The 15447-nt window shown below is 74.4% G+C and carries 18 protein-coding genes; 7 read left to right on the top strand and 11 right to left on the bottom strand.

Features of this window, described 5'->3' with window-relative positions; genetic code table 11:
* Positions 1-104: 104 nt before the first annotated feature.
* Entirely contained in the window at positions 105-986 is an 882-nt protein-coding gene (locus tag JUB12_RS01620) for a carbon-nitrogen hydrolase family protein (RefSeq protein ID WP_205697871.1), read from the top strand.
* On the opposite strand, the gene JUB12_RS01615 is transcribed toward JUB12_RS01620, so the two are convergent.
* Positions 983-1540 carry a hypothetical protein gene (locus JUB12_RS01615; protein ID WP_205697870.1) on the bottom strand — a complete coding sequence of 186 codons (558 nt, stop codon included), beginning with the start codon at positions 1538-1540 and terminating at the stop codon, positions 983-985. The two genes, JUB12_RS01620 and JUB12_RS01615, sit on opposite strands and share 4 nt — an antisense overlap.
* A gap of 90 nt (positions 1541-1630) precedes the next feature.
* Entirely contained in the window at positions 1631-2017 is a 387-nt protein-coding gene (locus JUB12_RS01610; RefSeq protein ID WP_205697869.1) for a nuclear transport factor 2 family protein, read from the bottom strand.
* Between the two features lie 56 nt (positions 2018-2073).
* On the opposite strand from JUB12_RS01610, the gene JUB12_RS01605 reads away from it, so the two are divergent.
* From JUB12_RS01605 to JUB12_RS01595, 3 genes are read left to right on the top strand one after another with little or no spacing between them, the layout of a single operon-like run.
* On the top strand, positions 2074-2568 hold the full coding sequence (locus tag JUB12_RS01605; protein ID WP_205697868.1) for an SCP2 sterol-binding domain-containing protein: 495 nt from the start codon (positions 2074-2076) through the stop codon (positions 2566-2568).
* 36 nt (positions 2569-2604) lie between these two features.
* Entirely contained in the window at positions 2605-2826 is a 222-nt protein-coding gene (locus JUB12_RS01600; protein ID WP_205697867.1) for a hypothetical protein, read from the top strand.
* Between the two features lie 13 nt (positions 2827-2839).
* The gene (locus tag JUB12_RS01595) at positions 2840-3628 is read left to right on the top strand and encodes an SDR family oxidoreductase (RefSeq protein ID WP_205697866.1); all 789 of its coding nucleotides are present in this window, start codon (positions 2840-2842) and stop codon (positions 3626-3628) included.
* Here the strand turns inward: JUB12_RS01595 and JUB12_RS01590 are convergent.
* Positions 3625-3789, bottom strand: a complete 165-nt coding sequence (locus tag JUB12_RS01590; RefSeq protein ID WP_205697865.1) for a hypothetical protein — start codon at positions 3787-3789, stop codon at positions 3625-3627. The genes JUB12_RS01595 and JUB12_RS01590 overlap by 4 nt on opposite strands.
* Positions 3790-4135: 346 nt before the next feature.
* A complete protein-coding gene (locus JUB12_RS01585; protein ID WP_205697864.1) occupies positions 4136-4339 on the bottom strand; it encodes a cold-shock protein in 204 nt (67 codons plus the stop codon).
* 153 nt (positions 4340-4492) lie between these two features.
* Between JUB12_RS01585 and JUB12_RS01580 the strand changes: the two genes are divergently transcribed.
* Both JUB12_RS01580 and JUB12_RS01575 read left to right on the top strand, forming a co-directional pair.
* Positions 4493-4918 carry a thioesterase family protein gene (locus JUB12_RS01580; RefSeq protein ID WP_205697863.1) on the top strand — a complete coding sequence of 142 codons (426 nt, stop codon included), beginning with the start codon at positions 4493-4495 and terminating at the stop codon, positions 4916-4918.
* A 47-nt stretch (positions 4919-4965) separates the two neighbouring features.
* Positions 4966-6903 (top strand): acyl-CoA dehydrogenase family protein, encoded by a 1938-nt coding sequence (locus JUB12_RS01575; RefSeq protein WP_205697862.1) that lies wholly within the window; start codon positions 4966-4968, stop codon positions 6901-6903.
* Positions 6904-7160: 257 nt separating this feature from the next.
* Here the strand turns inward: JUB12_RS01575 and JUB12_RS01570 are convergent, their stop codons facing one another.
* The 3 genes from JUB12_RS01570 to JUB12_RS01560 form a co-directional block, all read right to left on the bottom strand.
* On the bottom strand, positions 7161-7736 hold the full coding sequence (locus JUB12_RS01570; RefSeq protein WP_205697861.1) for a TetR/AcrR family transcriptional regulator: 576 nt from the start codon (positions 7734-7736) through the stop codon (positions 7161-7163).
* A gap of 116 nt (positions 7737-7852) precedes the next feature.
* Positions 7853-8689 carry a VOC family protein gene (locus tag JUB12_RS01565; RefSeq protein WP_205697860.1) on the bottom strand — a complete coding sequence of 279 codons (837 nt, stop codon included), beginning with the start codon at positions 8687-8689 and terminating at the stop codon, positions 7853-7855.
* A 36-nt stretch (positions 8690-8725) separates the two neighbouring features.
* On the bottom strand, positions 8726-9484 hold the full coding sequence (locus JUB12_RS01560) for a sulfite exporter TauE/SafE family protein (protein ID WP_205697859.1): 759 nt from the start codon (positions 9482-9484) through the stop codon (positions 8726-8728).
* Between the two features lie 64 nt (positions 9485-9548).
* Between JUB12_RS01560 and JUB12_RS01555 the strand changes: the two genes are divergently transcribed.
* Entirely contained in the window at positions 9549-10982 is a 1434-nt protein-coding gene (locus tag JUB12_RS01555) for a cellulase family glycosylhydrolase (RefSeq protein WP_205697858.1), read from the top strand.
* Between the two features lie 49 nt (positions 10983-11031).
* Here JUB12_RS01555 and JUB12_RS01550 read toward each other — a convergent pair whose 3' ends face one another.
* Genes JUB12_RS01550 through JUB12_RS01535 form a run of 4 tightly spaced genes read right to left on the bottom strand, consistent with a single transcriptional unit; the run spans position 11032 to position 15441 of the window.
* Positions 11032-12276, bottom strand: a complete 1245-nt coding sequence (locus JUB12_RS01550) for a sugar ABC transporter permease (RefSeq protein WP_205697857.1) — start codon at positions 12274-12276, stop codon at positions 11032-11034.
* Positions 12273-13067: an ATP-binding cassette domain-containing protein gene (locus tag JUB12_RS01545; RefSeq protein WP_205697856.1), complete on the bottom strand. Its 795-nt coding sequence runs from the start codon at positions 13065-13067 to the stop codon at positions 12273-12275. The genes JUB12_RS01550 and JUB12_RS01545 overlap by 4 nt, the downstream gene beginning before the upstream one ends.
* Positions 13068-13070: 3 nt before the next feature.
* Positions 13071-14189 (bottom strand): sugar ABC transporter substrate-binding protein, encoded by a 1119-nt coding sequence (locus JUB12_RS01540; protein ID WP_205697855.1) that lies wholly within the window; start codon positions 14187-14189, stop codon positions 13071-13073.
* A 22-nt stretch (positions 14190-14211) separates the two neighbouring features.
* Positions 14212-15441 carry an ROK family transcriptional regulator gene (locus tag JUB12_RS01535; protein ID WP_205697854.1) on the bottom strand — a complete coding sequence of 410 codons (1230 nt, stop codon included), beginning with the start codon at positions 15439-15441 and terminating at the stop codon, positions 14212-14214.
* Between the last annotated feature and the right edge of the window lie 6 nt (positions 15442-15447).

Raw genomic sequence — 15447 nt, 5'->3', positions numbered from 1 at the left:
TGCGACGAGCGGCGGGTCGGGCTCGACCGACGGGCGAGCAGACACTTGCCGACCTCGACCGTCTGACCATCGAAGTGTGGCCGGCACGGGCCGATGATGCGGTCGTGGACCGGGGGCCCATCACGATCGTGGCGGCCGCCGCGAGCGCCGAGCGCGACCTCGCGCGCAGCCTGCGGCAGGTCGCCGGCGTGATCGGGCGAGCGCGCGCCCGCGGCGCCGACCTCCTCGTCCTCCCCGAGTCCCAGCTCGGCGGCTACCTGCGCGAGCCGCGGGGCGACGGCGAGGCCGCGGACCTCGTCGGCCCGGCCGTCGGCCTCGACGGCCCGGAGCTCACGGCGCTGTGCCGCGCCGCAGGCGACCTCGTCGTCTGCCTCGGCATCACCGAGCAGGGCGCCGGCGGGGACCGGCACTCGACGGCGGTCTGCCTCAGCGGCGACGGCCTGCTCGGCGTGCAGCGCAAGGTCCACCTCCCGCCGGCCGAGCGCTTCGCCTTCACCCCGGGCGCGTGCTTCGCCGCGTTCGACACGCCGGTCGGCCGGCTCGGGATGTTGGTCTGCTACGACAAGCTCTTCCCGGAGGCCGCGCGAGCGCTCGCCCTCGACGGCGCCGACGTCATCTGCTGCCTGGCCGCCTGGGCCGCCGACCGCCACGCACCGGCCCGCCGGCTGCGCGACGACCGCCAGCTGCGCCACTTCGACGCCGTCGACGTCGCGCGGGCGGTCGAGAGCCAGGTCGTCTGGGTCTCCGCGAACCAGGCCGGGCGCTGGGCCGGACGCCGGATGCTCGGCGCCGCGAAGGTCGTCGATCCCGACGGCGCGGTGCTCGCCCGCACGCGCCCCGGGCGCGACGGACTGGCCGTCGCGCGGATCGACCCGGCGGCCGCCGTGGCCGACGCCCGCGGGCGCTTCGACCACCTCGGCGACCGCCGGCCCGCGGCCTACGGCATGGCGCCCGGGACCGGACGCCACGCCGTCGGCGCGCGCTAGCGCGCCGCTCGCCGGAGCCTGGCCAGGTCCCGCCGGGCCTTGGCCTTGCGTGCCGCGGTCGCCGCCGCCGTGGTCCGGGTGAGCGTGCAGTCGACCGTCGCGAGCACGCTGAGCGACGCCGCGTTGACCCACCCGCAGTCGCCGCGCACCGCGAGGTCGAGCGCGCCCACCACCGGCACCGGCGGCGTCTCGCCCACGCACTGCGTCGAGGACGTCGTGACGCACGGCACGGGGACGTTGGGCAGCTCCTGCCCGGCCACCGAGACGCGCAGCCCGGAGAACGACAGCGCCGGGCCGAGGCCGAGGAGCGCACGCGCCGCGACGCGCGCCTGGTACGTGCAGACCTGCAGCGGCGGGCACGGCAGCGACGCGGTCTGGCACTGCGGGTCGCCCAGGATCGGGCGCACGAGCGAGATGTTCGAGCACGACGCGGTGGTCGTGGCCGCCGACGCGGTGGGCGGCCCGGTCAGGGCGAGCGCCCCGAGCGCGACGGCCGAGGCGACGGCGAGACGGCGCAGCGCGCGGGGCGCGCGGCGAGCAACAGCGACCTTCATGTGACCTCCCCCAGGCCCGCGGCGCCGTCCTCGGCCGCCGGCTCTCCGTTCGAGTGCGTCCTGCTGCCTCCCTGCGGAGGCGAGTCTTCCCTAGCCCTCGGCCCGGCGCAAGGCCCGCGCGAGCGCGGCGCCGTCGAAGTGGCTGAGCAGCGCGGCGACGACGCCGTCGCGCACGGTGATCGTGTCGTTGAAGCGCAGCGTCGTGTCGGGCGGCACCTCGTAGCGACCGCGCACGACCGCGCGGTCGCCCTCGGCCTGGACGTCGTCGAGGTGGACGTGGACGTCCGGGTAGGCGGCGAAGAGCAGGCGCGCGCCCTCGAGCACCGCGGCGCAGCCGATGCGGATGCCGCCGCCCGGGATGCTCGCCGGCGCGGACCAGCGCACGTCGTCGGCCAGCAGCGGCGCGAGCGCGCGGAGGTCGCGCGCCTCGATGACGGCGTAGAGCTCGCGGACCAGGACGTCGACCGGCGAGGACACGTGCGCAGAGCTTGGCACGGCTTGCACCGGGCGCGCTGCGGGGACACACTGCGGTGATGGCCGACGGACCTCCAACGGCGGTCGCCCGCCCGCTGCGCCGCGGCCTCGCCCGCTCGCAGCGCCGCGTGGCGACGGAGTTCGTCCGTCGCGTGCGCTCCGCGCCGCGCGAGCGCCTCGACGCGCTCGACGGCGTCACGGGCCGCGCACTGCTCGTCGGCGTCTTCCGTGCGGCGCCCAGCGCGTTCCGTCGCGGCCACGGCCCGCGCGAGACGATGACCGTCGAGTTCCGCATCGGCGAGGCCGACGGCGGTGCGAGCGTCCACACGCTCGTCCTCGACCGCGACCGCTGCCGGGTCAAGCACGGGATCGTGGCCGAGCCCGACCTCGTGCTCGAGGTCGGCATCGCGGACTTCCTGCGCCTCGTCGTCGGCGAGGAGGACGCCGGCCGGCTCGTGTTCGACGGCCGCCTGAAGGTGCGCGGCGACCTGTGGCTGGCGATGCGCCTGCCGCGGATGTTCGTCGTCCGTCCGTCGAGCCGGCCCGGGACGTGACTGCACGCAACCGCCACGCCTGTCGAAGATGCAGGCATGGGCTGGCGCTCCATCGCGTTCTTCCGGATCTCCGAACGCCACCAGGCCGAGCGCGCGGCGCAGCGCGCCCGTGAGGCCTCGGAGGACACCCTCGCGCGCGTCGAGCGCTGCCGTGGGCGCGGTGGCCTCGTCGTGAGGGTCGGCGGCCCCGACGAGCGGCGCGTCGAGCGCCCCGTCGAGCGCGACCGCCGCGCGAAGGCCCCCGCAGAGCGGTCCTGACAGCATCGGCGCCATGAGCGCCGCCACGACCGACCTCTTCGACGTCCGCGGGAAGGTCGCCCTGGTCACGGGCGGCTCGCGCGGCATCGGGCTGATGATGGCCGACGCCCTGGTGCGCGCCGGCGCCGAGGTCATCATCTCCTCGCGCAAGGCCGACGACTGCGCCCGCGCCGTCGAGGGCCTCGCCCAGCACGGCCGTGCGACGGCGATCCCGGCCGACGTCTCGACGCCGGAGGGCGCGCGCGAGCTCGCCGCTGCGGTGGGCGAGCGCACCGAGCGCCTGCACCTGCTGTTCAACAACGCCGGCGCCACGTGGGGCGCCCCCATCGAGGAGTTCCCGCCGGCGGGCTTCGACAAGGTCCTCGACCTCAACGTGAAGGGGGTGTTCCACCTCACCGTCGCCCTCCTCGACCGCCTGCGGGCGGCGGCCACGCCGCAGGACCCGGCGCGGGTCGTGAACGTCGGCTCGGTGGACGGCCTGCGGGTCCCGGCGATGGAGAGCTACTCGTACTCGGCGAGCAAGGCCGCGGTGCACATGCTCACCCGCCACCTGGCCAAGCGGCTCGCAGGCGAGGCGATCACCGTCAACGCCATCGCGCCCGGGCCCTTCGAGTCCAAGATGACCGCCTTCATGCTCCAGGACGAGGCCAGCCGGGACGCCGTGGCCTCCACCGTCCCCCTCGGGCGCATCGGCACGCCGGACGACATCGCCGGCGTCACCCTCCTGCTGTCCTCCCGCGCCGGTGCCTACCTGACCGGCGTGGTCCTGCCCGTCGACGGAGGGATCACCGGCTGCGGCTAGCGTCCGGGACCCGGCGGCTCGGGCCGCGCGGGCTCGGCGTCCTGCAACGGCTGGCCGAACTCCGGGCACGCCTCGTTGCGGCACTCCCAGCCGTGCTCGGGGCCGGCGAGGGCCACGCTGGCGGGCTGGCCGCAGGACGGGCACAGGGGTGCGTCGCTCATGCAGGCGCCCTACCCCCGGGCGCCCCTCCTCCATGCCAGGCGCGGCAGGGCGGTGAGCCCGGACACACGACGGGCGGGGAAGATCCCCGCCCGGCTGGTGTGTCGATCCTCGCGCTCGGGCGCTAGCGGCCGGCGGCGAGAGCGCCCCCGCAGTGGGGGCAGGTGGCGCGCTCGCCGTGGCGGTGGGCGTCCCACCGGCGCAGGCAGCGCGTGCACATGATCAGGACCATGGTGGTCCTCCTTCCTGCGGCGGCGCGTTCAGCGCGCGGCCGCGAATGCGCCGGCCGCCGCGGACGGCGGCCGGCGGGTGGGCGCGGTGCCCAGCGCCCGTGTCGGGCGCGACGCCCTAGACGGGCGTGACGTTGACGGCCTTGGGGCCCTTGTCGCCGGCCTCGGCGTCGTACGTGACCTGCGCGCCCTCAGCGAGGGTGCGGAAGCCGTCCGAGTTGATCGCCGAGTGATGGACGAAGAGGTCCTTGCCCCCGCCGTCCGGCGTGATGAAGCCGAAGCCCTTCTCGTCGTTGAACCACTTCACGGTTCCGGTAGCCATTGGTGTTTCGCCCTCCAGGCGTTGTGATCGTGCTGCGAACGCGGAGGTGCTCGAAGGCGACGACTGCGGGCGCTACGCACTGCGTTGCCGAGGGCCTCTCCCCCGGCCTGACACGTTCCACACTACCAGGGGCGTCGTACGCTCTGGTGTCGCATGTCTGTGAACACCCCGCCCGAGGTCAAGATCTCGATCGTCCTGCGCTGGCGCGACATGGACATGCTGGGCCACCTGAACCAGGCCGTCTACCACGAGCTGCTCGAGGAGGGACGGGGTGCGCTGATGACGCAGCTCGCCCAGCGGCGCACCGGCGACGGCCACGTCCACCACACCTACGTGCTTGCGCGCGTGGAGCTCGACTACCGCCACGAGGTCCGCAAGGACCACGGCACGGTCGACGTCGTCGCGCGCGTCGGCCGCGTGGGCACCAAGAGCGTGACCATGGAGCACGAGGTCGTCCTGCCCGACGGGACCGTCGCGGCCGAGGGGCGCACGGTGATGGTGGGCTGGGACGCGCAGGGCCGCCGGGCCCGCGAGCTCTCGCCCGACGAGCGCGCAGCCCTCGGCGCCGCGCCCGCCTGAGCCGGCCGACGGTTGGAGCCCCACGTCGCCGGGGTACTCGGCCGGACATGGCGACGCAGGTGACAGAGCGCGAGGCCCGCGAGGTCGCGGAGGCCGCGCGCGAGACGGAGTGGAAGCTCCCCAGCTTCGGCAAGGAGCTGTACCTCGGGCGGCTCCAGCTCGACCTCATCCACCCCCAGCCCAAGCAGGACCCCGAGAGCGTGGAGAAGGGCGAGGCCTTCCTCTCGAAGCTCCGGACGTTCCTGGAGGAGCAGGTCGACCCGCTCGAGATCGAGCGCGAGGCGAAGATCCCCGAGCACGTCATCGACGGCTTCAAGCAGCTCGGCGCCCTGGGCATGAAGGTGCCCGAGGAGTACGGCGGCCTCGGTCTCTCGCAGGTCTACTACAACAAGGCGCTGGCGCTCGTGGGCTCCGCGCACTCCGCGCTGTCGACGTTGCTCAGCGCCCACCAGTCCATCGGCGTCGCCGAGCCGCTGCGCCTCGCCGGCTCCGAGGAGCAGAAGCGCAAGTGGCTGCCGCTGGTGGCCAAGGACCACATCTCGGCGTTCCTGCTCACCGAGCCCGACGTCGGCTCGGACCCCGCGCGCCTGGGCGCGACGGCGACGCCCACCGAGGACGGCACGGGCTACCGCATCAACGGCCGCAAGCTCTGGGCGACCAACGGCGTGATCGCCGACGTCGTCGTCGTCATGGCGAAGGTCCCGAAGTCCGAGGGCCACCGCGGCGGCATCAGCGCCTTCGTCCTGCCCTACGACACCGAGGGCGTGACGGTCGAGACGCGCAACCAGTTCATGGGCCTCAAGGGCATCGAGAACTCGATGACCCGCCTCGACGACGTCTTCGTCCCCAAGGAGAACCTCATCGGGCGCGAGGGCGACGGCCTGAAGATCGCGCTGGCGACGCTGAACACGGGCCGCCTCGCGCTGCCGGCCATCTGCGTCGGCGTCTCGAAGTGGGCGACGAAGGTCGCGCGCGAGTGGGCCGCCGAGCGCGTCCAGTGGGGCCGCCCCGTCGGCAAGCACGACGCGGTCGCCCAGAAGGTCGCGTTCATCGCGGGCAGCTCGTTCGGCCTCGAGGCGATGCTCGACGTCGCCAGCCGCCTGGCCGACTCCAAGCGCTCGGACATCCGCATCGAGGCGGCGATCGCCAAGCTCTACGCCTCCGAGCTGGGCTGGCAGGTCGTCGACGAGCTCATGCAGGTCCGCGGCGGCCGCGGCTACGAGACCGCCGAGTCGCTCAAGGCGCGCGGGGAGAAGCCCGTGCCCGTGGAGCAGGCGATGCGCGACATGCGCATCAACCGCATCTTCGAGGGCTCCACGGAGATCATGCACCTGCTCATCGCCCGTGAGGCGGTGGACCAGCACCTGCAGGTCGCCGGCGACATCCTCGAGCCCGACACCGACCTCAAGGCCAAGGCCCAGGCCGCCGTCGAGTCGGCGAAGTTCTACTCGCGCTGGCTGCCGCAGCTCGCCGTCGGCGAGGGCCTCAAGCCCGGCTCGTTCGAGGACTTCGGCGCCCTGGCCAAGCACGTGCGCTACGTCGAGCGCGCCTCGCGCAAGCTCGCCCGGTCCACCTTCTACGCCATGGGCCGCTACCAGGCGGGCCTCGAGCAGCGCCAGGCGGTGCTGGGCCGGATCGTCGACATCGGCGCCGAGCTCTTCGCGATCGCCTCCGCGGCGGTGTACGCCCAGACGCTCAAGCAGGAGCAGCCGGGCCGCGCGACCGAGGCCGAGGAGCTCGCGGACCTCTTCTGCAAGCAGGCCCGCCGCCGGGCGGACCGGCTCTTCGCCGAGGTCTTCGACAACGACGACGTCGAGGCCTACGACACCGCCCAGAAGGTCCTCGAGGGCCGCTACGCCTGGGCGGAGGACGGCATCGTCGATCCTTCGGGCTCCGGTCCGCAGGTGGCGGGCCAGGCCGGCTCGGGCGACACGAGCGACGAGGACCAGGCGCCGGCCGAGGCCGTGCCCGCGCCGGTGCAGTAGCACCCGCGCAGCGACCGCCGGTCCGGGCTGACCTCATGGTCAGACCGGACTGCGCGGTCCAGAACTGCGAATGGATTCGCATCCCGGTGTGTCGTGGGACACACGAGGCGTGACTGCCAGTCAGTCAGGCTAGGATCGGCGACGCCGGGAGCACGCGGCGCGACGATCGTGCGGACTCCCCCTCCCCGCACGACTGCGCGCCCGTTCGCCCCACCCCAGGGCGCCCCGCGCTGCGGCGCTCCCGGCCTTCGACCCCGCTACGCGGAGACGAGCGCGCGCAGCGCCAGGTCGGCGACGGCGTCGGCGTAGCCCACGTCGCCGTGCAGGACCTCGGCCTTCATGCAGCGGTCGAGGACGTCGCGCGCGACGCGCGCCGTGACGGCGGGCTCGAGGTCGCGGTCGACGTCGCCGGCCTCCTGCCGGCGGCGCAGGAACGCCTCGACCTCGTCCACCACGGGCGCGGTCAGCGCGACGTAGCGGTCGTGCGAGGCGATCTCGAGGCCGTGGTTGGCGATCGCGAGGATGTCCTGGTTGCGCCGTCCGGTCTCCACGGCGGCCTGGACGGCCCCGCGCACGCAGGTGTCCACCTCCGCGTCATCGCGCAGCGGCTCGCGGATGGCGTCGGCCAGCTCGGTGCCCACCTGCTGCGCGAACGCGTCCAGCAGGTCGCCCTTCGTCTCGAAGTACAGGTAGAACGTGCCTTGGGCCACCCCCGCGCGCTTCGCGACGTGGCTGACCGTCGTGCCGTCGTAGCCCTGCTCGGCGAGCAGGTCCCGTGCGGCACGGAGCAATGTGGTGCGGCGGTCGTCCTGTGCCAACCCCTCCGATGGCATCGGGACCCCCTTCTTGTGTCGTGTGTCGCCCTTCCCTTCTGCGACAGATTGTCAGGAAGGCCTGACTGACGCACGATCAGTCGCTGTCAGCGGCGCCGGAGGGCCGTTCAGCGGTCCTAGACCACCGCCAGCAGTTCGATCCCCCAGGCGTCGCGGATCGCGGCGCCCTCGTCGCCCTGGCGCACCTGCGCTCCCGCCGCCTCCGCACGGCGCACGAGGTCCCGGAGCGCCTGCCCGTCACCCAGCACGACGGTCCATCGGCGCAGGCCGGCCACGCCGTCGGGGACGGGCCCGGCGCCCTCGCCCTTCCAGGTGTTCAGGCCGACGTGGTGGTGGTAGCCGCCCGCCGCGACGAAGACGGCCGAGTCCATGCGGGCCATCTCCTGGAAGCCCAGGACGTCGCGGTAGTGCGCGACCGCCCGGTCGAGGTCGCCGACGTGCAGGTGCACGTGGCCGACGCGCAGCCCGGTCGCCGCCTGCGCGGACGGCGGCTCGTCCTCGACCGTGGCGAGCAGCCCTCGGGTGTCCAGTGGCTGGGGCCCCATCGCGTAGGGGTTGCGGACGTCCGGCCACTGCTCGCGCGGGCGGTCGGCGGCGAGCTCGAGGCCGTTGCCGTCCGGGTCGGGCAGGTAGATCGCCTCGTGGGTCCCGTGGTCCGACGCGCCCTGGATGCCGGTGCGCGTCGTCGCCAGCCGCGTGGCCACGCGCGCGAGCTCCTCCCGCGTCGGGAAGAGCAGGGCGACGTGGTACAGCCCCGCATGGCGTCCGGCGGGTCGTGCGTCGGGGACGAGGTGCAGGCGCAGCACGTCCTCCTCCCCCGCGCCGAGCGCCGCGGACCGCTCGTCGCGCGCGTGGACGCGCAGGCCCAGCACGTCGCGGTAGAAGGCGATGGAGCGCTCGAGGTCGCGCACGACGAGCTCGGCGGGTCCCAGGCGCAGGCCGTCGGGCAGCATGGGGCGCGACGGTACTGCCCTCCCCGCGGTGGGCCCTCAGAGCACGAGCTGGGCGATCGCCGCGACGCCCACCGCGACGATGAGCCCGCGCAGCGCGCCCGGGGACAGCCGCCGCCCGTATCGGGCGCCGAGCTGGCCGCCCGCGGCCGAGCCCATGGCGATGAGCAGCGCCGCGTCCCACGCGACGTCGGCCGCGAAGCAGAAGATGAGGCCCGAGACGCCGTTGACCAGCCCCGCGAGGACGTTCTTGAGCGCGTTGACGCGCTGGAGGTCGTCCGGCAGCGCCGGGCCGAGGACGGCGAGCAGCAGGATGCCCTGCGCCGCGCCGAAGTAGCCGCCGTACACGCCACCGAGCAGGACCCCCGCGCGCACCGCCGGGCCACCGTCCGGGTCGCGGCGGTCCGCGGGGCGGCGGGCGGCGACGGCCGCCGAGATCCGGGGTTGCAGGACCACCGCGACCAGCGCGATCGCGATGAAGACGGGCACGATCGCGCCGAAGGCGTCGTCCGGGAGCGTGAGCAGGGCGACCGCCCCGAGGACGCCGCCCGTCACCGACATCGCTCCGAGGCGCACGGCGCGCCGCCCCTGGCCCCGCAGCTCCGCCCGGTAGCCCCACGCGCCGGACACCGAGCCCGGCACGAGGCCGATCCCGTTCGAGACGTTCGCGGTGACCGGCGGGTAGCCGACCGCGAGCAGGACTGGGAAGGTCACCAGCGTGCCGCTGCCGACGACCGTGTTGATCGTCCCTGCCGCCAGCCCGGCGGCCAGGACCGCCAGGGCCTCGAGGACGGTCATGAGAGACCGTGAGACTAGGGCCGCCGCTCGCAACCCCGGCCGCCCGCGGGCGTTCTCGCCTCCGATGCTCCGTCTCCTGCCGCTCCTCCTCGCGACGCTCGTCGCCGCCCTGCTGCTCCTCGCGCCCGCCGGCGCCCAGGCCGCGCCGACCGCCGCCGTCGGCATCGCCGACGACCGGATCATGCTCTTCGGCTCCGACGAGCAGGCGGCGCGCGCCGTCGACCGCTGGCGCGACCTCGGCATCGACGAGGTCCGCGTCTTCGCCCGCTGGGTCGCCCACGTGCCGGGCGAGGACCAGCGCACCCAGCCCGCGGACTTCGACGCGACGAACCCCGACGACCCGCAGTACCGCTGGGCGACCCTGGACCGCGCGGTCGACCTCGTGACGAGCCGCGGCATGGACGTCGTGCTCAGCGTCACCGGCTCGGGTCCGCTGTGGGGCTCGCTCGAGCCGCAGCGGGGCAACCCGCGCTGGAAGCCCGACCCGGCGAAGTTCGGCCAGTTCGCTCGGGCGGTCGCGCGCCGGTACGGCCCCCGCGTGGACCAGTACGTCATCTGGAACGAGCCGAACCTGCCGCTGTGGCTCCAGCCGCAGTCGACGTGCAAGGGCCGCTCGTGCACGCCCTACGCGCCCCACCTGTACCGCAAGCTCGTGGTGGCGGCCGACCCGGCGATCCGCGCGGCCGACCCGGGCGCGCGGGTGCTGATCGGCGCGCTGGCGCCCCGCGGCGAGAACGCCCGCTCGCAGAACGCCAAGCTGCGCCCGCTCGCCTTCCTGCGCGCGATGGGCTGCGTGAGCTCCCGCTACCGGCGCGTGCGCAGCGGCCCCTGCGCGGGCTTCCGGCCGGCCGGCGCCTACGGCCTGGCCTACCACCCGCACTCCATGACCAAGGGCCCGACGACGAGGAGCGCGAACCCCGACGACGCCCAGCTCGGCGACCTGGGCCGGCTCACGAGCGCGCTGGACCGCATCTCGCGCACCGGCGGCATCACCGTCCGCCAGCCCAGCCGCAAGCTGCCCCTGTTCCTCACGGAGTACGGCTTCCAGACCAACCCGCCCGAGCGCTCCGGCGTCTCGCTCGCGAACCAGTCGACCTACCTCCAGCAGGCGGCGTACATGGCCTGGCAGCACCCGCGGGTGCGCGCCCTGGTGCAGTACGTCTGGCAGGACGAGCCGCTGGCCTCGGGCGGCGCGGGCTGGCAGTCGGGCCTCCTGCGCTCCGACGGTCGCGCCAAGCCGGCGCTGTCGACCTTCCCCGATCCGTTCTGGGCCGTGCGCCTGTCGCGCACGACGGTGCGCCTCTGGGGCCAGGTCCGCCCGGGCACGCGCTCGCAGGTCCGCCTCCAGCGCCGCGGCTCGACCGGCCGGTGGACCACGATCGCGACGGTCCAGACCGACGCGCGCGGCTTCTACAAGCGCGACGTGCGGATCAGCCGCCGGGCGTCCTGGCGGGCGATCACCACGCAGGGCACGAGCTCCACGCGCACGGTGCGCTGAGGCGGGGCGTGCGAAGAAGGGGACTGTCCCCTTCTTCGCACGCGAGGGCCTAGACCCGTCCCTGGTCGGCGCGGCGGCGGCGGGCCGTCGCGTCGAGGACCACCGCGGCGAGCAGGACGCCGCCGGTGATCATGTACTTCACCGACGACTCGAGCCCGAGCAGGTCCATCCCGTTCGAGATCGAGCCGATGACGAGCGCGCCGAGCAGCGCGGCGGAGACCCCGCCGCGGCCGCCGAACAGGCTGACGCCCGCGATGACCGGGCCGGCGATGGCCAGCAGCAGCAGGTCGCCGCCGCCCGAGGCCTGACCGACGGCCAGCAGGCGCGAGGCCGCCAGCACGCCGCCCGCGGCGGCCATGGTCGAGGCGAGGACGAAGACGATCGTCCGCACCCGCTTGACGTTGATGCCCGCGCGCCGCGCCGCCTCGGCGTTGCCGCCGACGGCGTAGATGTGGCGCCCGAACGTCGTGCGCGTCGTGAGGTAGTGGAAGGCCGCGACGAACGCGATGAGGATCACGGCCGCCAGCGGCACACCGCGGTCGGCGTTGAGCACGGCCGTGGCGACGATGATCCCCGCGGCCGCCGCGCCCACGCGCACGGCCGTGGTGAACACCGGCTCGGTCTCGAGCCCCGCCGCGCCGCGCCGGCGCCGCCGTCCGAGCGACTCGAAGGCCACCAGCGCGATGCACACCGCCGCGAGCACCCAGCCGATCGCCGGGTCGAAGAACGTCCCGGTGAGGTCCTGGATGGTCTTGTCGGTGACGTTGATCGTCCCCGTCTCGCCCAGCACCTCGAGCTGCGCGCCCTGCCAGGTCAGCAGGCCCGCGAGGGTGACGATGAACGACGGGATGACGAGCTGGGTGTGGATCGAGCCCTGGAAGAGGCCGATCAGCGCCCCGACCGCCAGCGCGGCGGCGATGGCCGGCACCGGACCCCAGCCCTGCTTCTCCGACAGCGCCGCGAGCACCGCGCCCGCCAGGCCGCTCACGGCGCCGACCGACAGGTCGATCTCGCCGAGCAGCAGGACGAGCACCACGCCGACCGAGATCGTGCCGACGGCGGCGATCTGCAGGACGAGGTTCGTGAGGTTCGTCGCGGTGAGGAACCGGTCCTCGGCGATCGTGAAGATCGTCCAGATGAGGGCCAGCATCAGGATGACCCGCACGGAGCCCAGCTCGCCGTCGGCGAGCTTGCGCAGCGCCTCGCGCGGCGTCACCGCGCCGTGCTTGTCGCCGGGCGACGCGGGCGGCTGACCGGGTGCCGGGGCGTCCGGGTCGACGACGGTCGCGCTCATGCGCGCACCTCCGAGCCGTTCGTGGATGCGCCGTCGGCGCCGGTGATGGCGGCGACGACGGCCTCGCGGTTGGTCTCCCCGACCTTGAAGTCGCCGGCGTTGCGCCCGAGGCGCAGGACCGTGACCCGGTCGGCGACCTGGAAGACGTCGGCGAGGTTGTGGGAGATGAGCACGACGCCGAGCCCCCGCTCGCGCAGCCGCCCCACGAGGTCGAGGACCTGCGCGGTCTGGGCGACGCCGAGCGCGGCGGTCGGCTCGTCGAGCAGGATCATCTTCGGGTCCCCGAGCAGGCCGCGGGCGATCGCGATGGACTGTCGCTGGCCGCCCGAGAGGCTGCCGACCTCGGCGCGGACGGAGCGCAGCGTGCGCACCGCCAGCGAGTCGAGCAGCTCGCGCGCCTTCTGCTCCATGGTGATCTCGTCCATCGGCGCGCCGGGCACGCCGGTGCGCTTGAGCTCGTGGCCCAGGTACAGGTTCTCGACGACGTCGAGGTTGTCGCAGAGCGCGAGGTCCTGGTAGATGACCGAGATGCCCAGGGCGTCGGAGTCCTGGGGGCCGCGGACGGTCACGTCGCGGCCGTCGAAGGCCATGGTGCCCTCGTCCATCGGGCCGACGCCCGAGATGGTCTTGACGAGGGTGGACTTGCCGGCGCCGTTGTCGCCGACGAGGGCGACCACCTCGCCGGCGTGGACGTCGAGGTCCACGCCGGCGAGCGCCTGGACGGCGCCGAACCGCTTGGAGACGCCGCGCATCTGCAGCAGCGGCGTCCCCTGGGTGGCGGTGGCCGTCATGGGCTAGGAGATCCCCGCCTCCGTGCAGGCCTTGGCGAAGGAGCCCTTGCACACGTCGGACGTCTTGACGTACTGGTCCTTGATGACCGTGTCGGCGACGTTGTCCTTCGTGACGGCGACCGGCTTGAGGAGGACCGACGGCACCTGCTCCTGGCCGTTGTCGGTCTCGCCGTTGACCAGGCCGGACGGGGCCTGCTCACCGCGGGCCAGCGCGAGCGCCAGCGTCGCGGCCGCCTCGGCCTCGGGCTTCACGGCCTTGTAGATGGTCATGTGCTGCTCGCCCGCGAGGATCCGCTGGATCGCGGCGACCTCGGAGTCCTGGCCGGTGACCGGGATGTCCTTCGGGTCGATGCCGGCGGACTTCATCGCGGCGATCGCGCCGCCGGCGGTGCCGTCGTTGGCGGCGTAGACGCCGTCGATCGAGCCCTTGCCGAGCGCCGTGATGGCCTGCTCCATCTGGGTCTGGGCCTTGTCCGGGCTCCAGTCGGGCGTGTCGTACTCCTTGCCGACCTTCACGCCGCTGTCGTCGAGGACCGAGTGCGCGCCCGCCTTGAAGAGCTTGGCGTTGTTGTCGGTCGGCGCGCCGTTGATCATCACGATCTGCTTGCCCTGGGGGCTGCCGAGCGCCTTGAGCAGGGCCTCGCCCTGCAGCTTGCCGACCTGCTCGTTGTCGAACGAGATGTAGTAGTCGATGTCGGCGTCGTTGATCAGGCGGTCGTACGCGATGACCGGGATGTTCGACTGCTTGGCGCGCGTGGCGATCGTCGAGGCGGCCTGCGAGTCGACCGGGTCGAGGACGAGCACGTCGGCGCCGCGCGTGATGGCCGCCTCGGCCTGCTGCTGCTGCTTGGAGGCGTCCTGGTCGGCGTTGGAGTAGATGAGCTCGCAGTCCGGGCAGTCGGCCTTGAGCTTCGCCGTGAACAGCGGGCGGTCCGCCGCCTCGTAGCGGGCGGTCTTGGACTCGGGCAGCAGCAGGGCGACCTGCTTGGCCTCGCCGCTGCCACCGGTGGACGCGGCGCCGCCGCTGCCGCCTGAGTCGTCGTCGTCGCCGCAACCGGCAGCGGCGACCGCCGCGCAGGCCAGCAGCGCCGCGAGCACGCGGCTCGGGGTGATGGTGGTCATGTCTCCTCCTGGTGTGGGTGGCTCATGGGTGAAGTCGGGGGACGGTCCGGCCGGCGCCGGCGCTCGTGGAGGCGGCGAGGTGGTCGCTGCCGGTGATGACGAGCGCCAGCGCGCCGAGCAGCTCCGCGCGCTCGCCGAGCGTCGCGGGCTCGACACGCACGACGTCGGCGGCGGCCGCCAGGGCGTGGCGGCCGATGGCCTCGCGCACGCCGTCGACCAGCGCGTCCCCGGCGGCCGCCAGCTCGCCGCCGATGACGACGAGCGACGGGTTGAGGTGGTTGCAGAGGTCGGCCAGGACGCGGCCGATCGCGCGGCCCGCGTCGCCGACGACGCGGTTCGTGCTCAGGTCGCCCTCGCGGGCGAGGCGGACGAGGCCGGGCAGGTCGAGGTCGTCGCCGTGCGTCGAGCGCAGCAGCCCGAGCAGCGACGCGCCGGCGGCGACCGTCTCCAGGCAGCCGCGCTTGCCGCACCGGCAGACCTCGCCGCCCTCGGGGACGACCTCCACGTGCCCGAGCTCGCCGGCCACCCCGGAGACGCCCTGGTGCAGGCGGCCGCCCAGGACGATGCCGGCGCCGATGCCCGAGGCGACCTTGACGTAGACGACGTCGGCCTCGCCGCGAGCGGCGCCGTGGCGCAGCTCGGCCAGCGCGCCGAGGTTCGCGTCGTTGTCGACCTCGACCGGCATGCCGAGGCGCTCGGAGAGCTCGTCCTGCGCGTGCAGGCCGGCCCAGCCCGGCAGGATCACCGAGGAGCCGACGAGGCCCGTGCCGCGGTGGACCGGGCCCGGGAGGCCCATCCCGGCGCCCACGACGCGGTCGCGGCCGATGCCCGCCTCCTCGAGGACGTCGTCGGCGAGCTCCGCGGCGGCGTCGAGCGACGCGGTGGCGGAGTGGTCGACGTCGAGCTCGACGCGGCGCTCGGCGAGCACGCGCGAGCTGAGGTCGGCGACGGCGACCCGCAGGTGGCGGTGGCCGAAGTCGAGGCCGAGCGCGACGCCGGCCGACGGGTCCAGCGCCAGCAGGACCGGCGGCCGGCCGGTGCCGCCGCGCGGCGCCGCGGCCTCGTGCTCGACGACCAGGCCGTCGTCCTGCAGCTCGCCGACGAGCGTCGAGACGGTGGAGCGCGACAGGCCGGTGGCGCGGGCGATCTCCGCGCGGCTGGCGGTGCCGCGGCGACGCAGGACGCTGACGACGAGCGCGCGGTTGCGCACGCGCAGTCCCTGGAGCGAGCCGACCCGGTGCTCGGGATCCACGAGCAC

This window comes from Conexibacter sp. SYSU D00693, from assembly GCF_017084525.1.
Taxonomy (GTDB): Bacteria; Actinomycetota; Thermoleophilia; order Solirubrobacterales; family Solirubrobacteraceae; genus Baekduia.
This window is presented reverse-complemented; position numbering and strand designations above follow the sequence as displayed.